24 protein-coding genes are annotated in these 26,987 nt (G+C 72.5%); 2 read left to right on the top strand and 22 right to left on the bottom strand.

Annotation, left to right across the window (positions count from 1 at the left end; all coding sequences use genetic code 11):
* From KDL01_RS20410 to KDL01_RS20390, 5 genes are all read right to left on the bottom strand, one after another.
* Positions 1 to 688 (bottom strand): NADP-dependent oxidoreductase (locus tag KDL01_RS20410; protein WP_212530139.1); only part of this gene is annotated, 688 nt, incomplete at its 3' end.
* A gap of 66 nt (positions 689 to 754) precedes the next feature.
* A complete protein-coding gene (locus tag KDL01_RS20405) occupies positions 755 to 1,699 on the bottom strand; it encodes an RluA family pseudouridine synthase (protein ID WP_246576713.1) in 945 nt (314 codons plus the stop codon).
* A 25-nt stretch (positions 1,700 to 1,724) separates the two neighbouring features.
* Positions 1,725 to 2,456, bottom strand: a complete 732-nt coding sequence (gene lspA, locus KDL01_RS20400) for a signal peptidase II (protein ID WP_212530138.1) — start codon at positions 2,454 to 2,456, stop codon at positions 1,725 to 1,727.
* Positions 2,457 to 2,590: 134 nt separating this feature from the next.
* A complete protein-coding gene (locus KDL01_RS45355) occupies positions 2,591 to 3,148 on the bottom strand; it encodes a TraR/DksA family transcriptional regulator (protein WP_212530137.1) in 558 nt (185 codons plus the stop codon).
* 272 nt (positions 3,149 to 3,420) lie between these two features.
* Complete coding sequence (locus KDL01_RS20390) at positions 3,421 to 3,729, bottom strand: DUF167 domain-containing protein (RefSeq protein ID WP_212530136.1); 309 nt, start codon at positions 3,727 to 3,729, stop codon at positions 3,421 to 3,423.
* A gap of 373 nt (positions 3,730 to 4,102) precedes the next feature.
* Between KDL01_RS20390 and ileS the strand changes: the two genes are divergently transcribed.
* Positions 4,103 to 7,246 carry an isoleucine--tRNA ligase gene (gene ileS / locus KDL01_RS20385; RefSeq protein ID WP_212530135.1) on the top strand — a complete coding sequence of 1,048 codons (3,144 nt, stop codon included), beginning with the start codon at positions 4,103 to 4,105 and terminating at the stop codon, positions 7,244 to 7,246.
* Positions 7,247 to 7,288: 42 nt separating this feature from the next.
* Positions 7,289 to 7,810: a GNAT family N-acetyltransferase gene (locus KDL01_RS20380; protein WP_212530134.1), complete on the top strand. Its 522-nt coding sequence runs from the start codon at positions 7,289 to 7,291 to the stop codon at positions 7,808 to 7,810.
* Positions 7,811 to 7,874: 64 nt separating this feature from the next.
* On the opposite strand, the gene KDL01_RS20375 is transcribed toward KDL01_RS20380, so the two are convergent.
* The 17 genes from KDL01_RS20375 to KDL01_RS47085 all read right to left on the bottom strand — a co-directional run bounded on the left by KDL01_RS20375 (position 7,875) and on the right by KDL01_RS47085 (position 26,967).
* A complete protein-coding gene (locus KDL01_RS20375) occupies positions 7,875 to 9,560 on the bottom strand; it encodes a serine/threonine-protein kinase (RefSeq protein ID WP_212530133.1) in 1,686 nt (561 codons plus the stop codon).
* A gap of 234 nt (positions 9,561 to 9,794) precedes the next feature.
* Positions 9,795 to 10,889: a DivIVA domain-containing protein gene (locus KDL01_RS20370; protein ID WP_212530132.1), complete on the bottom strand. Its 1,095-nt coding sequence runs from the start codon at positions 10,887 to 10,889 to the stop codon at positions 9,795 to 9,797.
* Positions 10,890 to 10,958: 69 nt separating this feature from the next.
* Positions 10,959 to 11,246, bottom strand: a complete 288-nt coding sequence (locus KDL01_RS20365) for a YggT family protein (RefSeq protein WP_212530131.1) — start codon at positions 11,244 to 11,246, stop codon at positions 10,959 to 10,961.
* A gap of 59 nt (positions 11,247 to 11,305) precedes the next feature.
* Positions 11,306 to 11,959 carry a cell division protein SepF gene (locus tag KDL01_RS44675; RefSeq protein ID WP_212530130.1) on the bottom strand — a complete coding sequence of 218 codons (654 nt, stop codon included), beginning with the start codon at positions 11,957 to 11,959 and terminating at the stop codon, positions 11,306 to 11,308.
* 108 nt (positions 11,960 to 12,067) lie between these two features.
* Complete coding sequence (locus KDL01_RS20355; protein ID WP_212530129.1) at positions 12,068 to 12,814, bottom strand: YggS family pyridoxal phosphate-dependent enzyme; 747 nt, start codon at positions 12,812 to 12,814, stop codon at positions 12,068 to 12,070.
* Complete coding sequence (gene pgeF / locus KDL01_RS20350; RefSeq protein ID WP_212530128.1) at positions 12,811 to 13,542, bottom strand: peptidoglycan editing factor PgeF; 732 nt, start codon at positions 13,540 to 13,542, stop codon at positions 12,811 to 12,813. Before pgeF ends, KDL01_RS20355 begins: the two co-directional genes overlap by 4 nt.
* A gap of 32 nt (positions 13,543 to 13,574) precedes the next feature.
* Positions 13,575 to 14,714 carry a cell division protein FtsZ gene (gene ftsZ / locus KDL01_RS20345; RefSeq protein WP_212530127.1) on the bottom strand — a complete coding sequence of 380 codons (1,140 nt, stop codon included), beginning with the start codon at positions 14,712 to 14,714 and terminating at the stop codon, positions 13,575 to 13,577.
* A 234-nt stretch (positions 14,715 to 14,948) separates the two neighbouring features.
* Complete coding sequence (locus KDL01_RS20340) at positions 14,949 to 15,761, bottom strand: cell division protein FtsQ/DivIB (RefSeq protein WP_212530126.1); 813 nt, start codon at positions 15,759 to 15,761, stop codon at positions 14,949 to 14,951.
* A 7-nt stretch (positions 15,762 to 15,768) separates the two neighbouring features.
* Positions 15,769 to 17,214, bottom strand: a complete 1,446-nt coding sequence (gene murC / locus KDL01_RS20335) for a UDP-N-acetylmuramate--L-alanine ligase (protein ID WP_212530125.1) — start codon at positions 17,212 to 17,214, stop codon at positions 15,769 to 15,771.
* Between the two features lie 7 nt (positions 17,215 to 17,221).
* The gene (gene murG, locus KDL01_RS20330; protein WP_212530141.1) at positions 17,222 to 18,334 is read right to left on the bottom strand and encodes an undecaprenyldiphospho-muramoylpentapeptide beta-N-acetylglucosaminyltransferase; all 1,113 of its coding nucleotides are present in this window, start codon (positions 18,332 to 18,334) and stop codon (positions 17,222 to 17,224) included.
* Between the two features lie 14 nt (positions 18,335 to 18,348).
* On the bottom strand, positions 18,349 to 19,650 hold the full coding sequence (ftsW, locus tag KDL01_RS20325) for a putative lipid II flippase FtsW (protein ID WP_212530124.1): 1,302 nt from the start codon (positions 19,648 to 19,650) through the stop codon (positions 18,349 to 18,351).
* 88 nt (positions 19,651 to 19,738) lie between these two features.
* The gene (locus KDL01_RS20320; protein ID WP_212530123.1) at positions 19,739 to 20,179 is read right to left on the bottom strand and encodes a GNAT family N-acetyltransferase; all 441 of its coding nucleotides are present in this window, start codon (positions 20,177 to 20,179) and stop codon (positions 19,739 to 19,741) included.
* A gap of 9 nt (positions 20,180 to 20,188) precedes the next feature.
* Positions 20,189 to 21,199, bottom strand: a complete 1,011-nt coding sequence (locus KDL01_RS20315; RefSeq protein ID WP_212530122.1) for an RpnC/YadD family protein — start codon at positions 21,197 to 21,199, stop codon at positions 20,189 to 20,191.
* Positions 21,200 to 21,333: 134 nt separating this feature from the next.
* Positions 21,334 to 22,827 (bottom strand): UDP-N-acetylmuramoyl-L-alanine--D-glutamate ligase, encoded by a 1,494-nt coding sequence (gene murD / locus KDL01_RS20310; RefSeq protein ID WP_368861613.1) that lies wholly within the window; start codon positions 22,825 to 22,827, stop codon positions 21,334 to 21,336.
* Between the two features lie 71 nt (positions 22,828 to 22,898).
* Positions 22,899 to 23,963: a phospho-N-acetylmuramoyl-pentapeptide-transferase gene (mraY, locus tag KDL01_RS20305; RefSeq protein WP_212530120.1), complete on the bottom strand. Its 1,065-nt coding sequence runs from the start codon at positions 23,961 to 23,963 to the stop codon at positions 22,899 to 22,901.
* Positions 23,963 to 25,402 carry a UDP-N-acetylmuramoyl-tripeptide--D-alanyl-D-alanine ligase gene (locus KDL01_RS20300; protein WP_212530119.1) on the bottom strand — a complete coding sequence of 480 codons (1,440 nt, stop codon included), beginning with the start codon at positions 25,400 to 25,402 and terminating at the stop codon, positions 23,963 to 23,965. Before KDL01_RS20300 ends, mraY begins: the two co-directional genes overlap by 1 nt.
* Positions 25,399 to 26,967 carry a UDP-N-acetylmuramoyl-L-alanyl-D-glutamate--2,6-diaminopimelate ligase gene (locus KDL01_RS47085; RefSeq protein WP_212530140.1) on the bottom strand — a complete coding sequence of 523 codons (1,569 nt, stop codon included), beginning with the start codon at positions 26,965 to 26,967 and terminating at the stop codon, positions 25,399 to 25,401. Before KDL01_RS47085 ends, KDL01_RS20300 begins: the two co-directional genes overlap by 4 nt.
* Positions 26,968 to 26,987: the final 20 nt, after the last annotated feature.

Here is a 26,987-nt window from a genome sequence, read left to right as displayed (position 1 = left end):
GGTGCTCCCCGCCGACGTTGTCGAAGTACACGTCGATGCCCTCGGGCGCGGCCTGCTTGAGCCGGCCCTCGACGTCGCCGAGGCGGTAGTCGATCGCGGCGTCGAAGCCGAACTCCCCGGTCAGCCGGGCCGCCTTCTCGGGCCCGCCGGCCGAGCCGACGACCTTCGCCGCGCCGAGCCGCTTGGCGACCTGCCCGGCCACCGAGCCGACCGCGCCCGCGGCGCCGGAGACGAACACCACGTCGCCCGGCTTGACCGGGGCGACCTCGACCAGCCCGGCGTACGCGGTCAGGCCGGTGGTGCCGAGCACGCCGAGGTAGGCCTGGGCCGGGGCGAGCGCGGGGTCCACGACGCGCACGGCGGCGGCCGGGAGCACGGCGTACTCGCGCCAGCCCGCCATGTGCAGCACGCTCGCGCCGACCGGCACCGCGTCGTCGGCGGACTCGACCACGGTGCCGACCGCGCCGCCCTCCATCGCCTCGCCGAGGGCGAACGGCGGCACGTAGGACTTGACGTCGTTCATCCGGCCCCGCATGTACGGGTCCACCGAAAGCCAGTCGTTGCGCACCAGCACCTGCCCCGCGGCGGGCGCCGGGACGGTTGCCTGGACCAGCGCGAAGTCCTCGGGTACCGGTTCGCCCACCGGGCGGCGGACGAGGTGGATCTCAAGGCCGGAGGTGACGGTCATACGGGTGCGCTCCTTCGCGACGGGTCCGACAGGGTGGTGCGGGTACCGCGGGGCCGACGGGGTGGGTCAGCTCTCCTCGGCGATCAGGTCGAGGGCGTGCTGCAGGTCCTCGGGGTAGGGCGAGCTGAATCCGACCCAGTCCCCGGTGGCCGGGTGGGCGAAGGACAGGCGCGCGGCGTGCAGCCACTGCCGGCCCAGCCCGAGGCGCTGGGCGAGCTTGGGGTCCGCGCCGTAGGTCAGGTCGCCCACGCACGGGTGGTGCAGCGCGGCCATGTGCACCCGGATCTGGTGGGTGCGCCCGGTCTCCAGCTTGATGTCGAGCAGTGTGGCCCGGCGGTAGGCCTCGATGGTGTCGTAGTGCGTCACCGAGTCCTTGCCGTCGGCCGTGACGGCCCATTTGTAGTCCAGCTTCGGGTGCCGGCCGATCGGGGCGTCGACGGTGCCGCTCATCGGGTCCGGGTAGCCCTGCACCAGCGCGTTGTAGCGCTTGTCCACGGTGCGCTCGCGGAAGGCGTCCTTGAGCACCGAGTAGGCGTGCTCGGACTTGGCCACGACCATCAGGCCCGAGGTGCCCACGTCCAGCCGGTGCACCACGCCCTGGCGCTCGGCGGCGCCGGAGGTGGAGATGCGGTAGCCGGCCGCGGCCAGGCCGCCGACCACGGTGGTGCCGAGCCAGCCGGGACTCGGGTGCGCCGCGACGCCGACGGGCTTGTCCACCACGACGATGTCCTCGTCGTCGTGCACGATCCGCATACCGGGCACCGGCTCGGCGATCGCGGCCGCGTCGAACTCCTGCGCGCCGGGCGGCGGCGGGAGCTCGACCTCGAGCCAGGCGCCGCCGCGGACCCGGTCGGACTTGGCGACGGGCTTGAAGTCGATCGAGACCAGGCCCTGCTCGGCCAGTTCCGCCGCCTTCGTCCGGGACAGCCCGAACATCCGGGCCAAGGCGGCGTCCACCCGCTCACCGTGCAGGCCGTCGGGGATGGGCAGGGAGCGGGCGGTGGAGTTCATCCGACCAGGTTACCGGGCCCGCTGATCAGCGGTGCTCGTGCTCCCGCTCGGCCTCGTCGCCGGCCTCGGTCTCGCGCTCGTCCGCGTCCTCGCCGGACGCGGGCTGCTCGGAGTCGGCGTGCTCCGGCTCGGCGGACTGCTCCGGCGCCGCCTGCTCGTCCGGCTCGGCCTCCGCGGCGGACTTGCGTGCCTGGTAGGCGGCCCGCTCGTCGGTGCCGTCCGGGTGCAGGCCGCGGAAGGCGAGCAGCACCATGAGCACCCCGCCGCAGGTGATGGCGGCGTCGGCGAGGTTGAAGATGGCGAAGTGCGGCAGCTGGACGAAGTCCACCACCCAGCCGCGGAAGGGACCCGGGGCCCGCGCGATCCGGTCGGTGAGGTTGCCGACCGCGCCGCCCAGCAGCAGGCCGAGGGCCACGGCCCACGGAGCGCTGTAGAGCCGGCGGGCCAGCCGCAGGATGACCACCACCACGCCGATCGCGATCAGCGAGAACACGACGGTGTCGCCCCAGCCGATGGAGAAGGCCGCGCCGGAGTTGCGGGTGTAGGTCAGCTGCACCAGCGAGCCGATCACGCGCACCGGCCGGTCCGGGGTCAGGTAGGCGACCACGAGTAGCTTGCTCACCACGTCCAGCACGTACACCAGTGCCGCGACGGCGAACAGGATGCCCACGCGCCGCCGGGCCGCGGAGCGCGGGCCGGACGACGGGAGGAGGTCTGATTCAAGGGCCTGGTCCCGGCCGCCCCGTGCGTTGTCCACCCGCCGACCCTACCTCTTCCGGGTTCGTGCGGTCACTGTGCCGCCGAGCTCGGCCGCCACGCCGCGGCCGCCCTCGGGCCGTTCCCGCCGGCCCGCGGCCGTCGCGGCGCCGCGCCCCGTCCCCCGCCGACGCGTCAGCGGCGCTCCTGCTTCTCCTTGCAGTCCTTGCACAGCGTCGCGCGCGGGAAGACCTGCAGGCGCGCCTTGCCCACGCCCTCGCCGCAGGACTCGCACTCCCCGTAGGTGCCGTTCGCGATCCGGGCCAGTGCCCGCTCGGACTGCACCAGCATGTCCCTGGCGTGGTTCACGATGGACATCTCGTGCTCGCGCTCGAAGTTCTTCGAACTGGTGTCGGCCTGGTCGTCCCCGGCCCCGGTTCCGGCATCGCGCAGCAGGTCGTCCAGGGCCCGGTCGGCCGAGGCCACGTCGGCGCGCAGCCGGTCGACCTCCGCCCGCAGGTCCTGCTCGACCTCGTTGATCTCCTCGACGGTCCACGGATCCTCGCCGGCACGCACCGGCAGGTTCTCCACTCCACCGTGGGGCTTGGCGCTGGTGCGAGCGGGGGTGCGCGGGGCGCGGGCGGCGGGCGCCTTGGTCGCCGGGCGCGCGGCGGACTTGGCGGCCGGCGCCTTCTTGACGGCGGACGACGGCGCCGCCGAGGCTGCGGCGGTGGTACGCGCGGTGGTGCTCACAGGTGCATCCCTCGCTCTCGGATCGGATCAAAAGTGACCGGTCACCGCCAAAAGCGCGCTCTCGCGCCGGGGCGGGCCGGCCGGGCTGCGGGCGGTGCGGCGCGGTGGCGCCGAATTCACCCATTCCGCATAACGGGTTACGCGGCTGATTGGTGCCCGGTCGGCTCCGGCACTAATCACGGAACGGCAAAGATCTTTCCCCCTGAGCACTGGGCCGACCGGCTGACCCCACGGAGGGTGATCGCTGCGCTACCTGTGGTAAGGTGATCCACTCACCCGAGCAGGGCCTGCAGCCGGGCCGCGAAATCCTCCGGCGGATCGGCCACCCGCACCACCTTGTCCCTGCTCACGGCCCCGCTCACCAGGGTGACCGCGCCACGCCCCAACCCCAGCGCACGGGCCAGCGCGACCAGCGCCGCCGCGGTCGCCTTCCCGTCCACCGCGCGCTCCGTGACCGCCACGACGAGCGCCCCCGCGTCTCCGTACGACCCCCCGACCTTCGTGCGCGCCGCCCCCGGCCTGACCCGGATCGGGAAGCGGACCGGCACCGGCGCACGCGCGGCAGGGGGCTGAGCGACCATGCGCCCAGCCTAGGAGCGCGGGCCTGGACCGCGCCCCCCGCGTGCTCCGGTGCGACCGTGGGCGGGCCGGGGCGACCGTGCGCGGGCCGGGGTTTATCCGGTCACCACGAGCGCGGCCGGGCCTTACACTGAGAGCGCGGATCGAGCAGGCGAGGACGGGGCCATCACCCCCGAGCCGCCGGAAGAACCGGCCGGGCGGCGCCCGGCCCCAGTAGAACCGGCCTTTCCGCGAGTTGAGGGGGCGTGTCGCCGGAGGCCGGCGGGGCGCCAAGGAGGGTGGTACCGCGGGACGCGCCGACCGGCGCGCTCGTCCCTTCGCTGACCGCAGACGCCGCCGCGAGGCGGCCGCGACGAGAAGCGGAGGGGCCCGCCGATGTACCGACCCGTACCCGCCCAGGTGGACCTGGTCGCCCTGGAGCACGAGGTGCTCGAGCTGTGGCGGCGCGAGTCCGTGTTCCGCAAGTCCCTCGAGGCCACCGCCGACGGCCCGCGCTGGACCTTCTACGAGGGCCCGCCGACCGCCAACGGCATGCCGGGCACGCACCACGTCGAGGCGCGCGTGTTCAAGGACGTCTTCCCGCGGTTCAAGACCATGAAGGGCTACCGCGTCGAGCGCCAGGCCGGCTGGGACTGCCACGGCCTGCCGGTCGAGCTCGCGGTGGAGAAGGAGCTGGGCTTCACCGGCAAGCAGGACATCGAGGCGTACGGCATCGCCGAGTTCAACGCCAAGTGCCGCGCCTCGGTGGAGCGGCACGTGGGCGAGTTCGAGAAGCTCAGCGACCGGATGGGCTTCTGGGTGGACATGTCCCAGGCCTACCGGACCATGGACCCGTCCTACATCGAGTCGGTCTGGTGGTCGCTCAAGCAGATCTTCGACAAGGGCCTGCTGGCGCAGGACCACCGGGTGGCGCCGTACTGCCCGCGCTGCGGCACCGGCCTTTCCGACCACGAGCTGGCTCAGGGCTATGAGACGGTCGTGGATCCCTCGGTGTACGTGCGGATGCCGCTGACCTCGGGCCCGCTGGCCGGCCGGGCCGCGCTGCTGGTGTGGACGACCACGCCGTGGACGCTGGTGTCGAACACCGCCGTGGCCGTGCACCCGGAGGTGACCTACGTCGCGGCGACCGACGGCACCGAGACCCTGGTGGTGGCCGAGCCGCTGCTGGGCAAGTCGCTGGGCGAGGGCTGGAGCGCGACCGGCGAGTCCTTCACGGGGCGCGAGATGGAGTACTGGGCGTATCAGCGTCCGTTCGAGCTCATCGAGTTCCCGGCCCCGGCGCACTACGTCGTGCTGGGCGAGTACGTCACCACCGAGGACGGCACCGGCCTGGTGCACCAGGCGCCCGCGTTCGGCGAGGACGACCTGAAGGTGTGCCGCGGCTACGGCCTGCCTGTGGTCAACCCGGTGCGCGCGGACGGCACCTTCGAGGAGTCGGTGCCGCTGGTCGGCGGGGTGTTCTTCAAGAAGGCGGACGAGGCACTCACGGCCGACCTGCGCGAGCGCGGCGTGCTGTTCCGGCACCTCGAGTACGAGCACTCCTACCCGCACTGCTGGCGCTGCCACACCGCGCTGCTCTACTACGCGCAGCCGTCCTGGTACATTCGCACCACCGCGATCAAGGACGCGCTGCTGCGGGAGAACGAGGCCACCACCTGGTACCCGGAGAACGTCAAGCACGGCCGGTACGGCGACTGGCTCAACAACAACGTCGACTGGGCCCTGTCGCGCAACCGCTACTGGGGCACTCCGCTGCCGATCTGGCGCTGCGCCGAGGGCCACCTGACCTGCGTGGGCTCGCTGGCCGAGCTCGGCGCGCTGGCCGCTCGGGACCTGGCCGAGCTCGACCCGCACCGCCCGTTCATCGACGAGGTCTCCTTCGCCTGCCCGGACAAGGCGGGCGACGCGGTGTGCGGCGCGACGGCCCAGCGGGTGCCCGAGGTCATCGACTGCTGGTACGACGCCGGCTCGATGCCGTTCGCGCAGCTGGGCTACCCGCACCTGCCCGGCTCGGAGCAGGAGCTGGAGGCGGCCTACCCGGCCGACTTCATCTGCGAGGCGATCGACCAGACCCGCGGCTGGTTCTACACGATGATGACGGTCGGCACCCTGGTGTTCGATCAGTCCTCGTACAAGAACGTGCTGTGCCTCGGCCACATCATGGCCGAGGACGGGCGCAAGATGTCCAAGCACCTGGGCAACATCCTCGAGCCGATCCCGCTGATGGACCGGCACGGAGCCGACCCGCTGCGCTGGTTCATGCTGGCCGGCGGCTCGCCCTGGTCGGCCCGGCGGGTGGGCGACGGCACCATCCAGGAGGTGGTCCGCAAGACCCTGCTGACCTACTGGAACACCGTGGCCTTCCACGTGCTCTACGCCCGCACCGGAGGCTGGACCCCGTCCGCCGCCGATCCGGCCGTGGCCGAGCGCCCGGTGCTCGACCGCTGGGTGCTCTCCGAGCTGAGCCGCCTGGTGCGGGACGTGGACGCGGCGCTGGAGAACTTCGACACCCAGCAGACCGGCAAGCTGCTGGCCGCGTACGTGGACGACCTGTCCAACTGGTACGTGCGCCGCTCCCGCCGCCGGTTCTGGGACGCGGACCCGGCCGCGCTGGCCACCCTGCACACCGTGATCGAGACGGTGACCCGGCTGATGGCGCCGCTGGTGCCGTTCATCACCGAGCGGGTCTGGCAGGACGTGGTGCGCGCGGTCGACCCGGACGCGCCGGAGTCGGTGCACCTGGCGAGCTGGCCGACGGCGGACGCTGCCCCGATCGACGACCGGCTGGGTACGCGGATGGACCTGGTGCGGCGGCTGGTGGAGCTGGGCCGGGCCACCCGCGCCGAGTCCGGGGTGAAGACCCGTCAGCCGCTCGGCCGGGCCCTGGTCGGCGCGAACGGCTGGGCCGAGCTGACCGAGGAGCTGCGCGCGCAGGTGGCCGAGGAGCTCAACGTGCAGGGCACCGACGCGCTCAGCGCGGCCGCGGGCGACCTGCTGCAGTACTCGGCGAAGGGCAACTTCCGGGCGCTGGGCAAGCGGTTCGGCAAGCGCACCCCGCTGGTGGCCAACGCCATCGCGGCGGCGGACGCGGCCGAGCTCTCGGCCCGGCTGCGCGCCGAGGGCCGGGTGGCGGTCGAGGTCGAGGGCGAGCAGGTCGAGGTCGAGGCCGAAGAGGTGATCGTGACCGAGACGCCGAAGGAGGGCTGGGCGGTGGCGACCGCCGGCGGCGAGACCGTCGCGCTGGATCTGACGATCACTCCGCAACTGCGGCTCGCGGGCCTGGCCCGGGACGCGGTGCGGCTGATCCAGGAGGCGCGCAAGACCAGCGGGCTCGAGGTCTCTGACCGGATCGTGCTGCTCTGGCACGCCGCGGACGAGACCGGCGAGGCGCTGACCGCGCACCGGGACGCGATCGCGCAGGAGGTGCTGGCGGTGGAGTTCACCCGCAGCGAGGTGCCGGTGGACGGCGCCTTCGCCGACGCCGACCTGGGCCTGAGCTTCTCCGTGACGAAATCCTGATCGGCTGATCATCGCCGCGGGCGTCTCTGGCACGATCGGAGCATGAACCAAACGATCGTGCTGGAGACGCCGCGGCTGCGACTGCGACCCCTGACCTCGAACCCTGCGGACGTCGCCGAATTCGTGCGGATGCACGCGGATCCGCGGGTGAACACGTTCGTCGGCGCGTACACCGAGCAGCAGGCGGTGGACCGGCTGCGCATCGTCGAGCAGCAGTGGGCGCAGCGGGGCCACGGCCTTTTCGCGGTCGAGTCGCGCGAGGACGGCCGGTTCCTGGGCCGCTCGGGTCTGCAGTACTGGGAGCAGTGGGACGAGGTCGAGGCGGCCTGGACCTACCGCTTCGAGGCACACGGGCACGGCTACGCGACCGAGGCCGCCGAGGCGTTCCTGGCCTGGGGCTGGCGCACGCTCGGCATCGACCGGATCACCTCGCTGATCGATCCGCGCAACGCCGCGTCGGCGCGGGTGGCCGAGCGCCTCGGCTTCCGCGCGGGCGCCCTGGAGCAGCGCTTCGAGCCCGCCCGCGACATGATCGTGTACGAACTCCGGCGGCCCGCGGCCTGAGCGGCCCGAATACCCGGAGAACTCCGAGCACCCCGACAGGGCTCTGACGGCGGCCGACGGGCCCTCAGGCCACCTGACAGGCCGCTGAGACGCTCGACGCGGTGACGTGGTTGGCGTCGCCCGCGGCCGCGGTCAGGTCGGTCAGCACCAGCTCGATGTCGCCGTTCGGAGCCGTCAGGCCGGTCAGTGCGGCGGGCGTGACGAAGGTGCCCTTGGCCTGGCCCTGTGCGATGGCGAAGGTCGTGACGGCGCCGTGCGCGGTGACCTGGTAGAGCGCGCGACCTGAGGACGGGTCGGCGGCGGCGATGTAGACCGAGAGCGTGCAGCGCACCGACCGGTGGAAGCGGAAGTGCCAGGTCGCACGGGAGGCGGGCGGGCTCGCCTCGGCGTCCGAGCCGGATTTTCGGAAGGCGTCGGCCGCGCCGCCGCAGGCCGGATCTCCCCCGCCGACGCCCCGCTCCAGCGTCGTGGATGTGACGGAAAACACACCCCAGGAACTCGTCCCGCAGCCCGGTCCGAGCACCACGGTGCCGCCCGCGAAGGAGGTCGAGCCTACGCGGGCGCCCACCGTGCCGGAGGTGCGCGAGGTCCCGGTGGCCGACGCACCCGGGGACGGATGCGCCAGGGCCTCGGCGGCGAACCAGCCGCTCACGCCCAGCGCCGCGACCGCGAGCACGGTCAGCAGAGCCAGCGAGCGACGGCGCCGACCTGCGGGGATGCGCCCGGCCGTGGTGCGCGTGGCCAGGGTTAGGTCGTACGGATCGGCGGCGGGCGGAAGCGGCGGGACGGCCGGGTCCGGCGTCGGGATGGGCGTGGGCGTGCCCGGCGGGGTGGACGGCCCGGGCGCGGAGGGTGACGGCAGCGGCACCGGGAACGTGAACGCCGGCAGTTCGGGCACGCGGCGCGGTGGAGCGGTCGCGGCCAGCGGTTCGACCAGTTCGCGCGCGCGTTCGGCCGAGCGCGCCGCCTCGAAGTCCACGATGCGCAGCGCCGCCGCGGCCACCGCCTCCACCCGGGGCCGGGCCGCCGGGTCGCGGGCGAGGCAGGCCTCGGCCAGCGGGCGCAGCGAGGCGGGCACGCCGGACAGGCGCGGGGCCTCGTGCACGATGCGGTAGACCACGCTCGGCGCGTCCCCGCCGTGATAGGGCGAGGCGCCGGTGGCCGCGAAGACCAGCACCGAGCCGAGGGCGAACACGTCCGCCGCGGTTCCCACCGTGCGCGGGTCGGTGATCTGCTCGGGTGCCATGTAGCCGGGGGTGCCCATGGCCCACCCGGTCACGCTCAGGGTGGTCGCGTCCACCGTGCGTGCGATGCCGAAGTCCACCACCCTCGGCCCGTCCGGGCTCAGGATGATGTTGGCCGGCTTGAGATCGCGATGCACCACGCCCGCGGCGTGGATCTCCCCGAGGGCCCCGGCCACGCCCACCGCGAGGCCGGCGGCCGCGGCCGCGTCCAGCGGGCCGCGCTCGGCCACCAGGCGGTCCAGCGTCGGGCCCGTGATGTACTCGACCGCCAACCAGGGCGGATCGGCCTCCCCGTCCCCGTCCAGCACGCGCGCCGTCCCGTGCCCCTGCACGCGGCGCGCCGCCGCCAACTCCCGTCGAAACCGCGACCACGCTGTCGCGTCCCCGGTCCGGGCCAGCACCTTCACGGCCGCCGGTACCCGTTCATCCCGTGTGTCCCTGGCCAGGAACACCCTGCCCATCCCGCCTTGGCCGAGTACCGCCTCGATCCGATAGGGGCCCACCACCCCTGGATCACCGGGCACGAGCGGCCGTGGCGGCGCGGGTGCGTATCCCGCACTCGCCGCCGCGAGTGCGGCCCGCCATGCCTCGGCAGGCGTCTGCTGCTCCACAACCGTCAGTCAAGCAGCCGTCCGCACGCCTCGCCAGGGGCGCGCGCCCGGCGAGGGCCCGCGATCCGGCAGCGAGGTGTCCGACGGCGCCCGGGCTCCGACTCGCCCGGGCCGACCAGCCGTCGGTTCCTACGACTCGGGGTCCTCGTCGATCAGGAAGCCGCGCATCGGCGAGGGGGCCTGCGGGATACCCGGGTTCGGCTGCGGCGGGACGCCGGGCCGGATCGGGGCCATCGTCTGGGTCATCTGGCTCATCGAGGAACCGGCCATCGCGGGCGCGGGCATCGGCGGGGCCGGCACCGCGGAGGCGTAACCGCCCTGCTGCTGCGGAGCCATGCCGGGGACCATGCCCATGCCGCCACCGAGACCGGGGCCGCCCATACCGGGCATGCCGGCCATGCCGGGCATCGCCTGCTGGGGCTGCGGCGGCTGCGGGGCCGGAGCGGACGGGCCGGGGCCGAGCTGCGGCACGCCGCCGCCGAACGAGGAGGCCGAGGAGCGGGCGAGCGCGGAGTCGTCGCTGCTGTTCGACTCCAGCTGCCGCATCTGGCTCTCCAGATACGACTTGAGCCGCTGCCGGTACTCGCGCTCGAACGCGCGCAGGTCCTCGACCTTGCGCTCGAGCGAGGCGCGGGCCTGCTCGAGGGTGCCCATGGCGGTACGGTGCTTGTCCTGCGCGTCCCGCTCGAGCGCCTCCGCCTTGCCGCGGGCTTCGCGCTCGAGGCCGTCGGCCCGGGTGCGCGCCTCGCCGACGATCTTGTTGGCCTCGTTGCGGGCCTCCGCGATCGCCTGGTCCGCGGTCTGCTGGGCCAGGGCCAGCACGCGCGCGGCCGAGTCGCCGCCGGGCTGGAACTGGGGCTGCTGCGGAACCGCCATCGCCATCGGCATGGGGGCCGGCAGCTGCGGAGGTATGGGCTGCGGCTCGCGCCGCTGCGGCATACGGTCCATCGGCACCGGGGCGCGGTCCAGCTGCGGGCGGTCCATGGGCCCGGGGCCCCGGTCCATATTCGCCTGCTGGGCCTGCTGAGCCTGCTGCTGCGCCTGCGCCGCGGCCCGGGTCGCCGCGGCCAGCTTGGCCCGCAGCTCCTCGTTCTCCCGCAGCAGGCGGGTCAGCTCCGCCTCCACCTCGTCCAGGAAGGCGTCGACTTCTTCCTCGTCGTAACCCTCGCGTAGGCGGACGGTCGTGAACTGCTTGTTGTGAACATCCTCGGGGGTCAACGGCATCTCTTCACCTCGGCGTGGTCGTCGGCGTACCGGACAGACAATATCTCGTGTCCTGGCTGTTATGTATCGTCAGACGCTCCCGACGAACTGGATCGCCAGGAAAAGGATGATCACTAACAGCAAGAACGCCAGGTCGAGCGCCAGACCGCCGATCCGCAACGGCGGGATGTAACGCCGCAGGAACTTCAGCGGGGGGTCGGTGGCGGTATAGGCGGACTCCACGGCAATCAGCATGACACCGTGCGGGTCGTAGGAGCGGGCGAATTGGAAAACCCACGTCATGACCAGCCGGAACATGAGCAGAATCCAGTAGACCCACAAGGCCACCGTGACGATCTCGATGACCACATGTCCCATGTGCCACACCGTTCCTTCCGGACCGCCGTCACCGTCGGCGTCCGGTCGGACACCGCGTGTCAGCTCTGGTTGAAGAACCCGCCTTCGGCGATGCGGGCCTTGTCCTCGGCCGTCACATCGACGTTAGCAGGTGAGAGCAGGAACACCTTCTGCGTCACCCTCTCGATGCTTCCCCGCAGACCGAAAACCAAGCCGGCCGCGAAGTCGACCAGGCGCTTCGCGTCGGCGTCGCCCATCTCGCTGAGGTTCATGATGACCGGGGTGCCGTCCCGGAAGTGCTCGCCGATGGTGCGCGCGTCGTCGTAGCGCTGGGGATGCAGGGTAGTGATGCGGTACGGCTCGCCGCCGCCGGCGCCCGCCGCGCGCTCGTACGGCTCGGCCAGGACCGCGACCGGGGTCGGCCGGGCCGGCTCGGCCGCGACCACGCGGCCGGCGGGCATGCTCGGACGGCGCGGTGCGGCCAGGAACAGCGGGCGCACCTCCTGCTCGGCGGGCTCGGCCGGCCGGGCCGGGGACTCGCCGTAACGCGGCGCCTGCGGGGCGAAGCGCGGGACGTACTCCTCCTCCGGCTCCTCCTCGTCACGGTGCTGCGACACGGCGACCGGGCGGAGCTCGGTGTCCTCGCCGCCCTCGTACTCCTCGTCGTAAGCGTAGGGATCGTCGCCCTCGGACAAGCCGAGATAGACAGCCGTCTTCTTGATGAACCCCGGCATGTGCCCGTCCTTCCGTAGCAGGGCGATGTTGCGGTGGTCGGCGATGGTGCGATGTCTCAGTCAGCGGCTGATCGGCTTTAACCATGAACACTCGCCTGAATCACGACGTTACCGCAGTGGAGGTCTGCCACCGAGCAACGCGGACCCGATCCGCACGTGTGTCGCCCCCACCGCCACCGCGGCTTCGAGATCCCCACTCATCCCCGCCGAGAGTGACACGGCATCAGGATGGACGCCACGCAGTTTCGCGGCAAGGGCGGCCAGGCGCTCGAACGCGGGTTCGGGGGGCGCGTCCAGGGGCGCGACCGCCATCAGCCCTTCGAGGCGAAGCGCACCGCTGTCCGCCACGGCGTCGGCGACCTGCAGTATCTCGTCCGGATGCGCGCCGCCGCGGCCGCCGGATTCGCGCACGGCCCGCGGATCCAGATTGACCTGGACGAAGCAGCGCGGCCTGCGCCCGGAGCGCTCGGCCGCCTTCGCCAGGGCGGCGACGAGTTCCACCCGGTCGACCGACTCGACCGCGTCCGCATAGGAGACGACTGATTTCGCCTTGTTGGTCTGCAGTTGTCCGATGAAATGCCATTCCGGCCACTGATCCCGGGGCACCGCGGACAGGACGGCGGCCACCTCGGCGCTCTTCGCCGCGGCCTCCTGGTCCCGGTTCTCACCGAACAGCCGCTGCCCGAGCGCGAACAGGTGCAGCGCGTCGGAGGCCGGCCGGAACTTCGTCACCGCGACCAGGTTCACCTCCGCGGCCGAGCGCCCGGCCGCGGCGCAGGCGCCCGCGATCCGAGCCCTGACGGTCTCGAGGTTGGCGGCGATCTCGGCCCGGCGCGCGGCGTCCGCCTCGCTCATGCCGCGTCGATCCAGGCGAATCCGGCGAACCGCCCGGTGACGCCCTCGCGGCGGTAGGAGTAGTGCTCGGCCGACTCCATCGCGCACACCGGCGAACGGTGCGCGTGCTCCTCGGTGACACCGGCCGCGCGCAGCTGCGCCCAGACGCCGCCGGGCACGTCCACGGCCGCGGTGCCCTGGCGGGTCACGGCCCAGGACTCGGGAACCCGCTCGGCCACCTGCGCGCGCATCGCCTCGGGCACCTCGTAGCAGGACCCGCACACGGCCGGGCCGGTGTGGGCGATGATCCGCTCCGGCCGCGCGCCGAGATCGCGCATCCGGGAGACCACGGCCGACACCACGCCGGCGGCCATCCCCGGGCGTCCCGCGTGCGCCACCGCCACCACGCCCGCCTCGGGATCGGCGAGCAGCACCGGGGTGCAGTCGGCGACCAGGACGGCGAGGGCGAGACCGGGCACGTCGGTGACGCTCGCGTCCGCCTCCGGCCGCGGCCCGCTCCAGGGGCCGTGCGCGCGGACCACCTCGGCCCCGTGAACCTGCGTCAGATACACCACGCGCTCGGGCTCGAGGCCCAGCGCCCGCGCGGCGAGGGCGCGGTTTTCCCCGACCACCCCCGGGTCCTCGCCCACGTGATCCCCGAGATTGAGCGACCCGTACGGCTCGGCGCTCACACCGCCGTGCCGGTCTGAGAAGGCGAACCGAATCCGTCCGTGCTGGTAGATCTCCACGTTCGGAGCCTATCCGGTCCGTGCCGCGCGGGTTAGTTCAGGTTCTTGAGGAAGTCCGGGATGTCGATGTCGTCCTCCTCGACCCGGGTCGGCGGAATCGGCAGCGACTGGGTGGGCTCGTCGTCCTCCGGCCGGGAGAGCGTACCGAGCATGCCGTTCTGCACCGTGGCGGTCTCGGTCACCTCGGGCCGCCGGGTGGAGGCGGTGTCGCGGCGCTTGGACGGCTGGCCGCCGTCGAAGCCCGCCGCGATCACGGTGACCCGCACCTCGTCGCCGAGGCCGTCGTCGATCACGGCGCCGAAGATGATGTTCGCGTCCTGGTGTGCCGCCTCGGACACCAGCTGCGCGGCCTCGTTGATCTCGAACAGGCCGAGGTCGGAGCCGCCGGAGATGGACAGCAGCACCCCGCGGGCGCCGTCGATGGAGGCCTCGAGCAGCGGCGAGGAGATGGCCATCTCGGCCGCCAGGGTGGCCCGGTTCTCGCCCCGGGCCGAACCGATGCCCATGAGCGCGGAGCCCGCCTCGGACATGACCGACTTCACGTCGGCGAAGTCCAGGTTGATCAGGCCCGGGGTGGTGATCAGGTCGGTGATGCCCTGGACGCCGCTGAGCAGCACCTGGTCGGCCGACTTGAAGGCGTCGAGCACGGTCGCGCCGGGCGCCGAGATCGAGAGCAGCCGGTCGTTCGGGATGACGATGAGGGTGTCGACCTCCTCGCGCAGCGCGGCGATGCCCTCCTCGGCCTGGGTGGCCCGGCGCCGTCCCTCGAAGGTGAACGGCCGGGTGACCACGCCGATGGTCAGCGCGCCGAGCGCACGGGCGATGCGGGCCACCACCGGAGCGCCGCCGGTACCCGTGCCACCGCCTTCACCGGCCGTCACGAACACCATGTCGGCGCCCTTGATGACCTCTTCGATCTCCTCGGCGTGATCCTCGGCGGCCTTCTTGCCCACCTCGGGATTCGCCCCTGCGCCGAGACCGCGGGTCAATTCCCGCCCGACGTCGAGTTTGACGTCGGCGTCGCTCATCAGCAGCGCCTGTGCATCCGTGTTGATCGCGATGAACTCGACACCCTTGAGTCCGACCTCGATCATTCGGTTGATGGCGTTGACACCGCCGCCGCCGATGCCCACGACTTTGATGACGGCGAGGTAGTTCTGGGGTGCACCCACGATTCGAAGGCCTCTCGCACTGGTGAGTTGGTCCGCCGCGGCGCGCACGGGTGGCCGCGCACACGGTCCGCTCAAAGACTTTATCGCCCCTGACGGCCGTCAACATCATCTCGATGACTCGATCGGTGACACGACAGTAGGTCGCCGGACGCACACCCCGCAACGAACACGCCGAAACTGACCCCCGGACAGTTTTGCTTATTCTTCCACGCTTCACCGTATTGTCGGTCTATTTCAGGATTTCGCGGGAGCGTTCGGAGCGCTCACATCGTAGTGGTGCGCGCCGCCCACGCGCATCAGTGCGGTCAGGTCCGCAGCCTTCTGCGTGGCGTCTTCGCCACCGCCCCAGTTCACCGTCGTGCCGTCGGTGAGCGTCAGGGTAATGGCATAAGGATCGGTGGCGGTGATCGAGGCGATCCTGCGGTCCAGCGCGGCCGGCAGCGCCCGCAGCGCGGCCAGCGCTCCGGGCACCACCTCGGCGTCCTTGGCGGCACCGGAGACGTCGATGACGGGAAGACCCGAGCGCACGGTGGCGCTCTGCCCGAACACCACTCCGCCGCCGTCCACGATCGCGTAGCCCGCGGCGTCCGGCACCAGCGCCGCGGCGACCCTCTCGACCACGCTGATCTCGACCGTGCCGGGCCAGTCCCGGCTGACCGAGGCCGAGGCCACCTGCGGGATGCGCTCGATCCGGGCGGCCACGGCGGCGGTGTCGAGCGCGGCCATCGGGCTGCCGGTGCGGATCTGAGCCGCAGTCAGCACCGTCGCCGCGGTGACGGACTTCGTCCCGCGCACGTGCACCCCGCGCACCGCGATCAGCGAGGTGTGCCACAGCAGCAGGTAGCCGACCAGGGCGAACAGGCAGGCGGTGACGCTCAGCGTGACGGTGAGCCGGCGGCGGCGCGAACGGGTGCGCATCCGCGCCGCGTACAGCCGCGCGGGCAGATCGGAGACGCGGCCGGCGCCCCCGGGACGCCGCGATCCGGCCGTGGCGGCGTCGGCGGCGGCGCGCTCGTTCGTGGACCGTCCGCCACCGGCGCCGGTCATCGCGGGCTCACCCGATCACCTGGACCGCGCGCCGGCGCAGCAGCTCGAGCAGCGCCGGGCCCACGGTGGTGACGTCGCCCGCGCCCGCGGTGACCACCACGTCCCCCGGCTCGACCAGGTCGGCCAGCAGCGCGGGCACCGCCGCGGTCTCCGGCTCGAACGCCACCTGTCCGGCCGGCAGCGGCACGTCCCCGGCGATGACCGAGCCGGTCACCCCCGGGATCGGGTCCTCCCCGGAGCCCGGGTAGACCTCGAGCACGACGACGTGGTCGGCCGCGCCGAGCGGGGCGCCGTACTCGCGCAGGAAGGTCTGCGCCCGCGAGTAGCGCTGCGCCTGGAACGCGACGATCAGCCGGCCGCCGTGGGCCAGTTCCCGGTATGCGGCGAGGGTCGCGGTGATCTCCTTCGGGTGGTGCATGTAGTCGTCGTAGACGCGCACGCCCGCGGCCTCGCCCTTGAGCTCCATCCGGCGCCGGGCCCCGGTGAAGTGGGCCAGCGCCCGCGCGGCCTCGTCCGGCTCGACCAGCGAGGCCAGCACGGCCCACGCGGCCGCCGCGTTCTCCACGTTGTGACGGCCGGTCAGCTTGAGTTCGACCTCGACCGAGCCGCCTGCGGTCACGAAGCGCGCGTGCGCCCCGTCCGGCCGCAGCCGGGTCTCGGTGACGGCGACGTCCGCGTCCTCGGCCACGCCGTAGGTGGTGACCGCGAGGCCGAGCGTGCGCGCGTGCTCGATCGCGATGCGCGCGCCCGCGTCGTCGCGGCAGGCGACCAGGGTGCCGCCCGGCTTGATCCGCTCCACGAACCGCTTGAAGGCCTCGTGCACCGCGTCCACCGAGGCGAAGTAGTCCGGGTGGTCGAGCTCTGCGTTGGTGATCACCGCGATGTCCGGGCAGTAGTGCAGGAAGGTGCCGTCGGACTCGTCCGCCTCGGCCACGAACACCTCGCCCTTGCCGGACCGGCCGCTGATCCCGGTGGCCCCGATCTCGCCGCCGATCACGTAGGACGGGTCCTGGCCCAGCTCGGTCAGCGCGACCGCGATCATCGAGGTCGTGGTCGTCTTGCCGTGGGTGCCCGCGATCAGCACCGCGGTGCGCCCGACCATGAGCGAGGCGAGCATCGTGGCCCGGTGCACCACCGTCAGCCCGCGCTCCTTGGCCGTGAGGACCTCGATGTTGTCGCCGCGCAGCCCGGTGGTGACGACCACGGTGTCCACGCCGTCGAGGTTCTCCGGCCGCTGCCCGATCGTGACGACCGCGCCGTCGCGCTCGAGCTCCTCGATCACCGCGGTGCGCTTGATGTCGCTGCCGGAGATCGGCAGCCCGCGCTCCAGCGCGGCCCGGGCCACCGGCGCCATGCCGACGCCGCCGATGCCGACGAAGTGGATCCGGCCGAGCCGTTCGGCCGGCGGGGTCGGCTCGAGCAGCTGATGGTAGAGGTCGTGGATGTTGCTCATGGTCCGCTTATGCTCCCTGCGCCTCGGCGGGCTGCCCGGTGCGCCCGGCCGCCTCGTACACCAGATCGGCGAGCGCCTCGTCGCCGTCGCGGCGGCCGAACGCGGCTGCCGCGGCTCCCATCTCGGCCAGCCGCCCCGGATCCGCGAGCAGCGGCAGCACGTGCTCGAGCAGCCAGGCCGGGGTCAGCCCCTCGTCCTCGATCAGGATCCCGCCGCCCGCGCGGACCACCGGTTGGGCGTTCAGCCGCTGCTCGCCGTTGCCGATCGGCAGCGGCACGTACACCGCGGGCAGCCCCACCGCGGCGAGCTCGGAGCAGGTCATCATGCCGCCGCGGCACAGCACCAGGTCGGCCGCGGCGTAGGCCAGGTCCATCCGGTCGAGGTAGGGCACGCGCACGTAGGCGGCCCCGGAGACCGGGAAGACGTCCTGGTCGCGCCAGTTGCCCCGGCCGACCGCGTGCAGGATCTGCACCCCCGCGGTGGCCAGCGCGCCGCACGCGCCCTCGATCGCCTCGTTGAGCCGGCGCGCACCCTGCGACCCGCCGTAGACCAGCAGCGTTCTGCGGTCCGGGGCGAGGCCGAAGGTGCGCAGCGCCTCGTCCCGCAGCGCCGGACGGTCCAGCTTCGCGATCATCTGACGCAGCGGCATACCCAGGTAGCGGCCGCCGGCCAGGCGGCAGTCCGGCGAGCCGGTGGCGATCCAGTCGGTCATCCGGGACCCGACCCGGTTGGCCAGGCCCGGGCGCACGTTCGCCTCGTGCACCACGATCGGCACCCCGCGGCGGCGCGCGGCGAAGTAGGCCGGCAGCGAGACGTAGCCGCCGAAGCCGACCACGACCTGCGCGTCCACCTTGTCCAGCACCTCGGCGGCGCGGCGCACGGTGCCGGCCAGCCGGGACGGGACGGTGAACACGTCCATGGTGGGCTTGCGCGGCATGGGCACGGCCGGGATGAGCTCGAGCGGGTAGCCGCGTTCCGGGATGAGCTTGGTGTCGAGGCCCTTGGCGGTACCGAGACAGGTGATCGAGGACCGCGGGTCGCGCCGGCGCAGCGCGTCGGCCAGCGCCAGGGCCGGCTCGATGTGTCCGGCGGACCCGCCCCCGGCCAGCACCGCGTGCAGCGGTCGATCTTCGGTCACGGGGCAAGTCCTGACTTCTCGGCGGCCCGTCCGCGCGCACTCGGCGGTCGGGAGCCGAGCTTAGCGGGTGCGGATGACGCGGCGGTGCTCTCGCCCTCGGCGCCGCCGCCGTCCACGCCGCCCCCGTCCGCGGCGTCCGCGTGCGGCAGGCCGCGGTACTGCGAACGGGCGAAGGAGAGCAGCATGCCGACCGCGGCCAGCGAGGGCAGCAGCGAGGAGCCGCCGTAGGAGACGAAAGGCAGCGGCACGCCCGCGATCGGCAGCACGCCGAGCACCGCGCCGAGGTTGATCAGCGTCTGCGCCATCAGCCAGCCGGTCACCGCGGCCGCGGCCAGCCGCACGAAGCCGTCGGTGGCGTCCAGCGCTATGCGCAGCCCGGCGTATCCGAGTACGGCGAACAGGGCGAGCACCGCGAGCGTGCCGAACAGGCCGAGCTCCTCGCCGATGATGGCGAAGATGAAGTCCGTCTGCGCCTCGGGCAGCTGTCCCCACTTCTCCCGGCTGGCGCCGAGCCCGACGCCGAACCAGCCCCCTGAGGAGAGCGCGGAGAAGCCCTGCGCGGCCTGGTAGCCGGTGCCGGTGGGGTCGGCGGTGGTGCTGGAGAGGAACTCGGTGAAGCGCCGCACCCGGCTCGGGCGCATCAGCACCGCGAGCGTGGCCAGGCCCGCCGCGCCGCCGGAGACGACCGTGAACAGCCGCCCGGGCGCGCCGACCACCCACAGCAGGCTGAAGGTGATGGCCACGATCACCATCGAGGTGCCCATGTCGCCGCCGAGCATGACCAGGCCCACGATCAGCCCGGCCATCGGCAGCAGCGGCACGATCAGGTGGTCCCAGCTGGCGAGCCGCTTCTCCTTGCGCTCGAGCAGGTCCGCGCCCCACAGTACGAGGGCGAACTTCGCGAACTCACTCGGCTGGATCGTCAACGGCCCGAACTGCAGCCAGTTCTGGTTGCCGCCGTCGGACACCTGCCCGAACGCGAGCACCATGAGCAGCAGGAGCAGCGAGACCAGCAGCAGCGGGTAGGCGAGCAGGCGGTAGAAGCGCACCGGCAGCCGGGCCGCGATCACCATCAGCGGCACGCCAATCGCGACCGACATCGCCTGCTTCGCGATCGTGCCGAGCTCCGGCTTGCCGCTGACCAGGTTGCTGGTCGTCGAGGCCGAATACACCTCGAGCAGCCCGATCCCGACCAGCAGCGTGGTCGCGCCGATCAGCATGAAGTACGGGGCCATCGGGTGGCGCAGCCAACGGCGGGCCTGCCCGAGCCCGGTACGCGCCTGCCCGATCCAGCCCATGCCGCCTCGCCTCTCCGCCCCGCCACACTCTCCCGGCGAGGTTAGCGCACCCGGCGCGCGCTACGCGGGAGGACGCGGGGCCGGCGGGCTACGGCCGGGACAGCTCGTACCGGTAGAGGCGCGAATCGCGCACCTCGAACCCGACGCTCTCGTAGAGCCGGTGCGCGAAGACCCGCGACGGACGCGAGGTCAGATCCACCGTCCGCGCCCCCGCCTCCCGCGCCAGGTCGAGCGCGTGGTGCACCAGCGCGGCTCCCACCCCGTTGCCCCGCGCCGAGGACTCCACCACCACGTCCTCGATCCACGCCCGCGTCCCGGTCGGGATCGGGAAGAGCACCAGCGTCAGCGTCCCCACGATCCGCCCGTCCAGCCGCGCCAGCAGCACCGTCGCCCCCTGCCACGCCGCCACCCGCTTCAACTCCCCCTCCCCGATCTCCGGCGCCCGCGCCGACAACTGCGGCAGCAGCCGCTCGAACGCCTCGACCACGTCGGGCGTCACGGACTCGAGTGGGGTGATCTCAACCGTCATGGGGGGATCTTACGGAGTGTCAGATGCGCGCGGGCGTCGTCCGAACAGTTCGTCCGCGCTGGTGACACCGAGCGCCGCGTCGAGCCAGCGGTCGAGCTGGTCCAGGTCGGTCGAGGTGTAGATCTTCTGCAGCTCGAGACCGGAGAGCTCGACCGAGCGCTTGTCGAGGATATGGAGGATGCTCTCGGCCTTGGCCTTGGCCATGCCCTCGACCATGCCCTCCGCCAGGCCCTGCACCCGACCCTCGGCCAAGCCCTCCGCCCGACCCTCGGCCAGGCCCTGGGCCTTGCCTTGAGCCTCGGCCTCCGCCGTGAGCTCCTGGTCGTGTGCGTCCAGCCACTCGCGGATGATCGGCGAGGTGCGCAGGGTTTCGTAGTCCACATTCATCATTTTCATCCAGCTCTGTGCGATGGGGAAGGATCCGAGTCCGAGAAGTACGTACGTGGCGAGATCGACGCGGGTCTGCGGGTCGAGCCGCCGGAGGTTCTTGGCGAGCCGCGCCAGGTCCGAGGCGTCCGTCCCATCGCCGTGGATGACCGCGGAGAGCACCCCCAGCAGCAACTCCGATTCGGGGATGTCCTTGAGCGACGGCACGTTTTCCGGGCCCAGCACCAGCGGATACGTGGCCGACGTGAGCCAGAAGGCGGCCTCGTGGACGATGGGCTCGCGGGCCCACGCCGCCGTGGACGGGTTCTGGCAGACCACGACGAGCACGACCGGGCACCCGTGCCGGCTGTGCAGATACTCGACGTAGTACGGCCAACTGAGCCGCTTGGCCTCGTCCGCCTTGCCCTGGGACTCGAACACGAGGATGAACACCTGCCCGTCGACCGACTCGACCAGCATCGCCGTGTCGACGCGGCGCTCCAGCGGCTCGATCTCCGTCACGTCGTTGGGCAACAGCTGGACTCGGGCCGTCTTCGGGAAGTTCGTCATTCCCACGGCGTGGAACGTCCGGTCGATCGTCTCGGGATGGTCCCGGAAGAAGCGGTGCAGGGTTTCGTGTGTAGAAGTGACCACGCGTCAGAAGGTAAATGCGATTTTCGACCTTCGCCCTCGCGACGCCCGCGACGGCGCCGGATCAACGTGGCGCGGCGCGAGTCTCGGGAATCGTGTGACTCCCGAGACTCGCGCCGTTATGCGTTCGTTGCGATCTACGAGGCGTTCTCCGCCGCGCTTTCGGCTCCGGCCGCGTTCTCCGCCTCGGTCTGGGCTGCCTTGCGGCGGCGGACCTGTTCGGCGAACACGTCGCCGCGCTGGTTGTAGGAGACGAACAGGTCCATCGAGGCGCAGGCGGGGGCCAGCAGGACGGTGTCACCCTGCTGGGCGAACTCGGCCGCGGCGTCGAGGGCGGCCTCTACGGCGGTCTGGGCGTCGAGGCCGGTGTCGGCGCCGCCGATGTCCTTGACCGGGACGTCGGGGGCCTTGGCGCGCAGCGCGTCGGCGATCAGGGCCCTGTCCTGGCCGAGCAGGACCACGCCGCGCAGGCGCGTGGCCGCCTTCTCCACCAGGTCCTCGAACTGCGCGCCCTTGGCCAGGCCGCCGGCGATCCAGACGATGTGCTCGTAGGAGGCCAGCGACGCGGCGGCGGCGTGGGTGTTGGTGGCCTTGGAGTCGTCCACGTAGTCGGCGCCGCCGAGGACCGCGATGAACTCGATGCGGTGCGGGTCCGGGCGGAAGTTGCGCAGCCCGTCGCGCACGGCCTCGACCGGGACGCCGTACGCGCGGGCCAGGGCGGCGGCGGCGAGGGCGTTGGCGATGTTGTGCGGGGCGTGCGGCTCCACGTCGAAGATGGTGCCGAGCTCCGCGGCCGAGGTGCGCCGGTCCTGGATGAACGCGCGGTCGGCCAGGATGCCGTCGACCACGCCCAGCATCGAGAGCCCGGGGGCGCCGAGGGTGAACCCGACGGCCCGGCAGCCCTCGGTGACGTCCGCCTCCTCGACCATCCGCTCGGTGACCTTGTCGGCCACGTTGTAGACGCAGGCGACCTGGCAGCGCTCGTAGATCCGGGCCTTGGCCGCGACGTAGTCCTCCATCGTGCCGTGCCAGTCCAGGTGGTCCGGCGCGATGTTGAGCACCGCGGCGGCCTTGAGGCTGAGCGACTCGGACCAGTACAGCTGGAAGCTGGAGAGCTCGATCGCCAGAACCTCGTACGGGTCCTCGGCCGTCACCGCGTCCACCAGCGGGAAGCCGACGTTGCCGCAGGCGACCACGCGCTTCCCGGCCGCCTCCAGCATCGCCGTGAGCATCCGTACGGCGGTGGTCTTGCCGTTCGTGCCGGTCAGCCCGACCCAGGGGGCGTAGGTACCGTCCGGCAGCGGCCGGCGCAGCCGCCAGGCCAGTTCGGCGTCGCCCCAGACCGGGATCCCGGCCTCCCGCGCGGCCGCCACGATAGGGGCGGTCGGCGGGATGCCGGGGACGACCACGAGCAGCTCGCAGTCCTCGGGCAGCGTGTGGTCGTCGCCCAGGCGCAGGATCGCGCCGAGCCCGGCCACGCGCGCGGAGCGCTCGGCGGTCTGCTCGTCGTCGTAGCGGTCGCACAGCACGACGTGCGCGCCGAGGCCGAGCAGCGCCTCGGCCGCCGAGATGCCGACCACGCGCGCGCCGACCACGCACACCCGCAGGCCCTGCCACGGCACCTCGGCCAGGCCGTCGGGGTCGGGCAGGCGCCAGTTCGCGCCGGTGCCCTTTTCGTTGCCGTTCACGGTGCTCACGGTGCTCATTTCGTCGCGGCGAACCCGCCGTAGAAGACGCCTAGGCCCAACGCCACGCAGAGTCCGGCGATGATCCAGAATCTGATGACGACGTTGACCTCGGGCCAGTCCAACAGTTCGAAATGATGATGCAACGGCGCCATCTTGAACACGCGTTTGCCACCCCGGAGCTTGTACGAGCCGACCTGGATGACCACCGAGAACATCTCGATCAGGAACAGGCCGCCGATGATCACGGCAAGCACCTCGGTGCGCGAGCAGATGGACAGGCCGGCGAAGGCGCCGCCGAGGGCGAGCGAGCCGGTGTCGCCCATGTAGATCTTGGCCGGGCTGGCGTTCCACCACAGGAAGCCGAAGCAGGCGCCCATCAGCGCGGCGGCCACGATGGCCAGGTCGAGCGGATCTCGTACCTCGTAGCAGCCCTTGCTCGGCGCGCTCCCGCAGCTCTGGCCGTACTGCCAGACCCCGATGACCACGTACGCGGAGAAGGCCATCACCGAGGCTCCGGTGGCCAGTCCGTCCGCGCCGTCGGTGAGGTTGACCGCGTTGGACCAGCCGGAGATGAGCAGATAGCTCCAGACCACGAACAGCACCGGGCCGAGGCTGAGCCAGCCGATGTCGTAGAGGAACGAGACGTGGTCGCTCGCCGGTGTGTAGCCCATCGCGTTCGGGAAGTGCAGCACCAGGATCGCGAAGACGATGGCGACCACGGACTGGCCGATCAGCTTCGCCTTCGCACGCAGGCCCAGCGAGCGCTGCTTGTAGATCTTGATGAAGTCGTCGAGGAAGCCGACGATGCCCAGACCCGTCATCAAGAACAGCACAAGCAGCGCCGAACTGGTCGGCCACTTGCCCGTCGCGAGCTTGGTGACGAAGTAGGCGATGAGGGTGGAGAGCACGATCACGGTGCCGCCCATGGTGGGGGTGCCGCGCTTGACCTGGTGCGACTGGGGGCCGTCCTCGCGGATCTCCTGGCCGTAGCCGCGCCGGGCGAAGAGCTTGACCGCCACCGGGGTGCCGATCAGTGAGCACACCAGGGCGATGACGCTCGCGTACAGGACCGCTCTCATCACTGTGGATCCTCCAGCAGGGCTCGGGCCACTCGGCGCAGGCCTACGGAATTGGACGCCTTCACCAGCACGACGTCCCCCGGACGCAGCTGCTCGCGCAACAGCGCGATCGCCTCGTCCGGATCGGCTACCAGGGCGCTGTCCTGGCCGCCGGAGCCCTCGTGGCCGGCCCCGGCGTGGATCATCGCGGCTTCGGCGCCGACGGCCACCAGCCGGTCGATGCGCAAGCGTACGGCCAAACGGCCGATCGCGTCGTGCTCCTCCACGGAGCGGTCACCGAGCTCTGCCATCTGGCCGAGCACGGCCCAGGACCGGGCGTCCGGACGCGAGTGCGCCAGGATCGCCAGAGCCTTCAGGCCGGCCCGGACCGACTCCGGGTTGGCGTTGTAGGCGTCGTCGATCACGACGACGCCGTCGGGCCGCGTGGTCACGGCCATCCGGCCGCCGCTCAGCGCCCGCGCCGCGGAAAGGCCCGCGGCGACGTCGGGGACGGACATGCCCATGCCGATACAGACGGCCGCGACCGCCAGGGCGTTGGAGACGTTGTGCTCGCCGACCACCTGGAGGGCCACCGGGGCCGAGGCGCCGTCGGCTTGGTCCGGCTTCTCCGGGCTCAACGGTGCGTTGGCGGCACTGAGCACGAGGGTGAAGTGTGCGAAGCCGTTCTCGTCGAGCTCGACGTCCTCGGCCCGCACCCGGGCCGCGTCGCTCTCGCCGAAGGTGAGCACCGGCGCCGCGGTACGCGAGCGCATCTCGGCTACCAGGGGGTCGTCGGCGTTGAGCACGGCCAGGCCGTCCGCCGGGAGCGACTCGACCAGCTCGCCCTTGGCCAGCGCGGTCTGCTCCTTGGAGCCGAACTCCCCGACGTGCGCGGTGCCGACGTTGAGCACGAGGCCGACGCTGGGCGGGGCGAGTTCACACAGGAATTTGATATGACCGATGCCGCGGGCGCCCATCTCCAGCACCAGGAACCTGGTGTCCTCGTCGGCGCGCAGCACGGTCAGCGGCAGGCCCTTCTCGTTGTTGAAGGAGCCCTTGGTGAACACCGTCGGCCCGTGCCCGGCCAGCACCTGGCCGAGCAGGTCCTTGGTGGAGGTCTTGCCGGAGGAGCCGGTCAGGGCGATCACCGTGGTCCGGGGCAGCCGGGCCAGCACCTCCCGGGCCAGCCGGCCCAGAGCCTGCTCCACGTCCGCCACCAGTACCGCGGGCACGCCGACGTCGCGGCTGCCGAGCATGGCCGCGGCGCCGGCCTCGATCGCCGCGGCGGCGTAGTCGTGTCCGTCGACCTGCTCGCCGTCGAACGCGGCGAACAGTCCGCCGGGCACGAGCTCGCGCGAGTCGAGGAAGGCGGGGCCGGTGACGGTGAGCGCGGGGTCGGTTCCGACGGCGAGCTCGCCGTCCACGATCCGCGCGAGCTCGCCGAGCGTGAGCGCGATCACCCGAGCTCCGCCCTTCGGCCCGCCTCGTGCAAGATCGCGGCGCGCAGGACCGCCGCGTCGTCGAAGGGGTGGATCACTCCGGCGATCTCCTGACCTTGTTCGTGTCCCTTCCCGGCCACCACCACGGTGTCGCCGGGTTCGCTGCGGGCGACCGCGCGGGCGATCGCCTCGGCCCGGTCGGGGCAGACCTCGAGCGCGGCCCGCGCCCCGTCCGCCACCGCGGCCCGCGCGCCGACCTCGGCCGCGGCCAGGATGGCCAGCGGGTCCTCGGAGCGCGGGTTGTCGTTGGTGAGGATGACCTCGTCGGCGCCGCGGGCCGCGGCGGCGCCCATCAGCGGCCGCTTGGCCCGGTCCCGGTCCCCGCCGCAGCCCACCACGATGCGCAGCTTCCCGGTGGTCACCGGGCGCAGCGTCTCGAGCACTCCGCCGATGGAGTCGGGGGTGTGCGAGTAGTCGACCACGGCCAGGAACTCCTGGCCCGCCTCGACCCGCTGCACGCGTCCGGCCACGCCGGGCACCGAGGCCACGCCGGCGATCGCGGCGGTCGGCTCCACGCCGGCGGCGATCAGCGCGACGATCGCGGTCAGCGCGTTGGCCACGTTGAACTGCCCGGCCAGGCGCACCGAGGCGTCGCGGCGGGTGCCGTCGGGGCCGACGATCGTGAAGGCGGAGCCGTTGATGGAGGCCTCGACGTCCACGGCCCGCCAGTCGGCCGCCCCGCCGGTCGGCGAGAAGGTCCACGTCTCCACACCCTGCGACCGCGCCCGCTCGGCGATCCGGCGGCCGTACGGGTCGTCCAGGTTCACCACGGCCAGGTCGGTGTAGCCGGGGGTGAACAGCTTCGCCTTGGCCTCGAAGTAGTCCTCGAAGTCGGCGTGGAAGTCGAGGTGATCCTGCGTCAGGTTGGTGAAGGCGGCGACCTTGTAGCGGATCCCGGCGGTGCGGCCGTAGGCCAGCGCGTGGCTGGAGACCTCCATCGCGACGGCCCGCACCTCGTGCGCGCGCATCGCGGCGAGCAGCGCCTGCAGGTCAGGGGCCTCGGGGGTGGTCCGCAGGGTCTTGACCGCCACGTCCCCGATCCGGGTGCCGGTGGTGCCGATCACCCCGGTGCGCAGGCCGGCCGCGCGCAGGCCGCCGTCCATCAGGAAGGTGGTGGTGGTCTTGCCGTTGGTCCCGGTGACGCCGAGCATCGTCAGGGCCTCGGCCGGCTGGCCGTACAGGGCCGCGCCGATCGGGCCGAGCGCCGGGCGCACCTCGGGCACGAGCACGGTGGGCAGGCCGGCCTCGGCGGAGAGCTTGGCGCCCTCCTCGTCGGTCAGCACGGCCACCGCGCCGCGGGAGGCCGCGTCCTCGGCGTACTGGGCTCCGTGGGCGGAGGCCCCGGGCAGGGCGGCGTACAGGTCCCCCGGACGCACCGCACGCGAGTCCAGGGTGAAGCCGCGCACTTCCAGGTCCAGCGCGTCGTGTGTTCCTACGATCCTGGCCTGCGCGACGGCGGCGGCGAGCTCCTTGAGCGTCCGGCCGGGCTCGGCTCGCGGCCGGGGGTCCCTGTCTCTTATACCCATCTGACGCTGCAGACGAATTA

Origin of the sequence: Actinospica durhamensis (genome assembly GCF_018139695.1) — a bacterium.
Classification (GTDB): Bacteria; Actinomycetota; Actinomycetes; order Streptomycetales; family Catenulisporaceae; genus Actinospica; species Actinospica durhamensis.
Note: the sequence above shows the minus strand (reverse complement) of the source record. Positions and strands in the feature narration are given on the sequence as shown.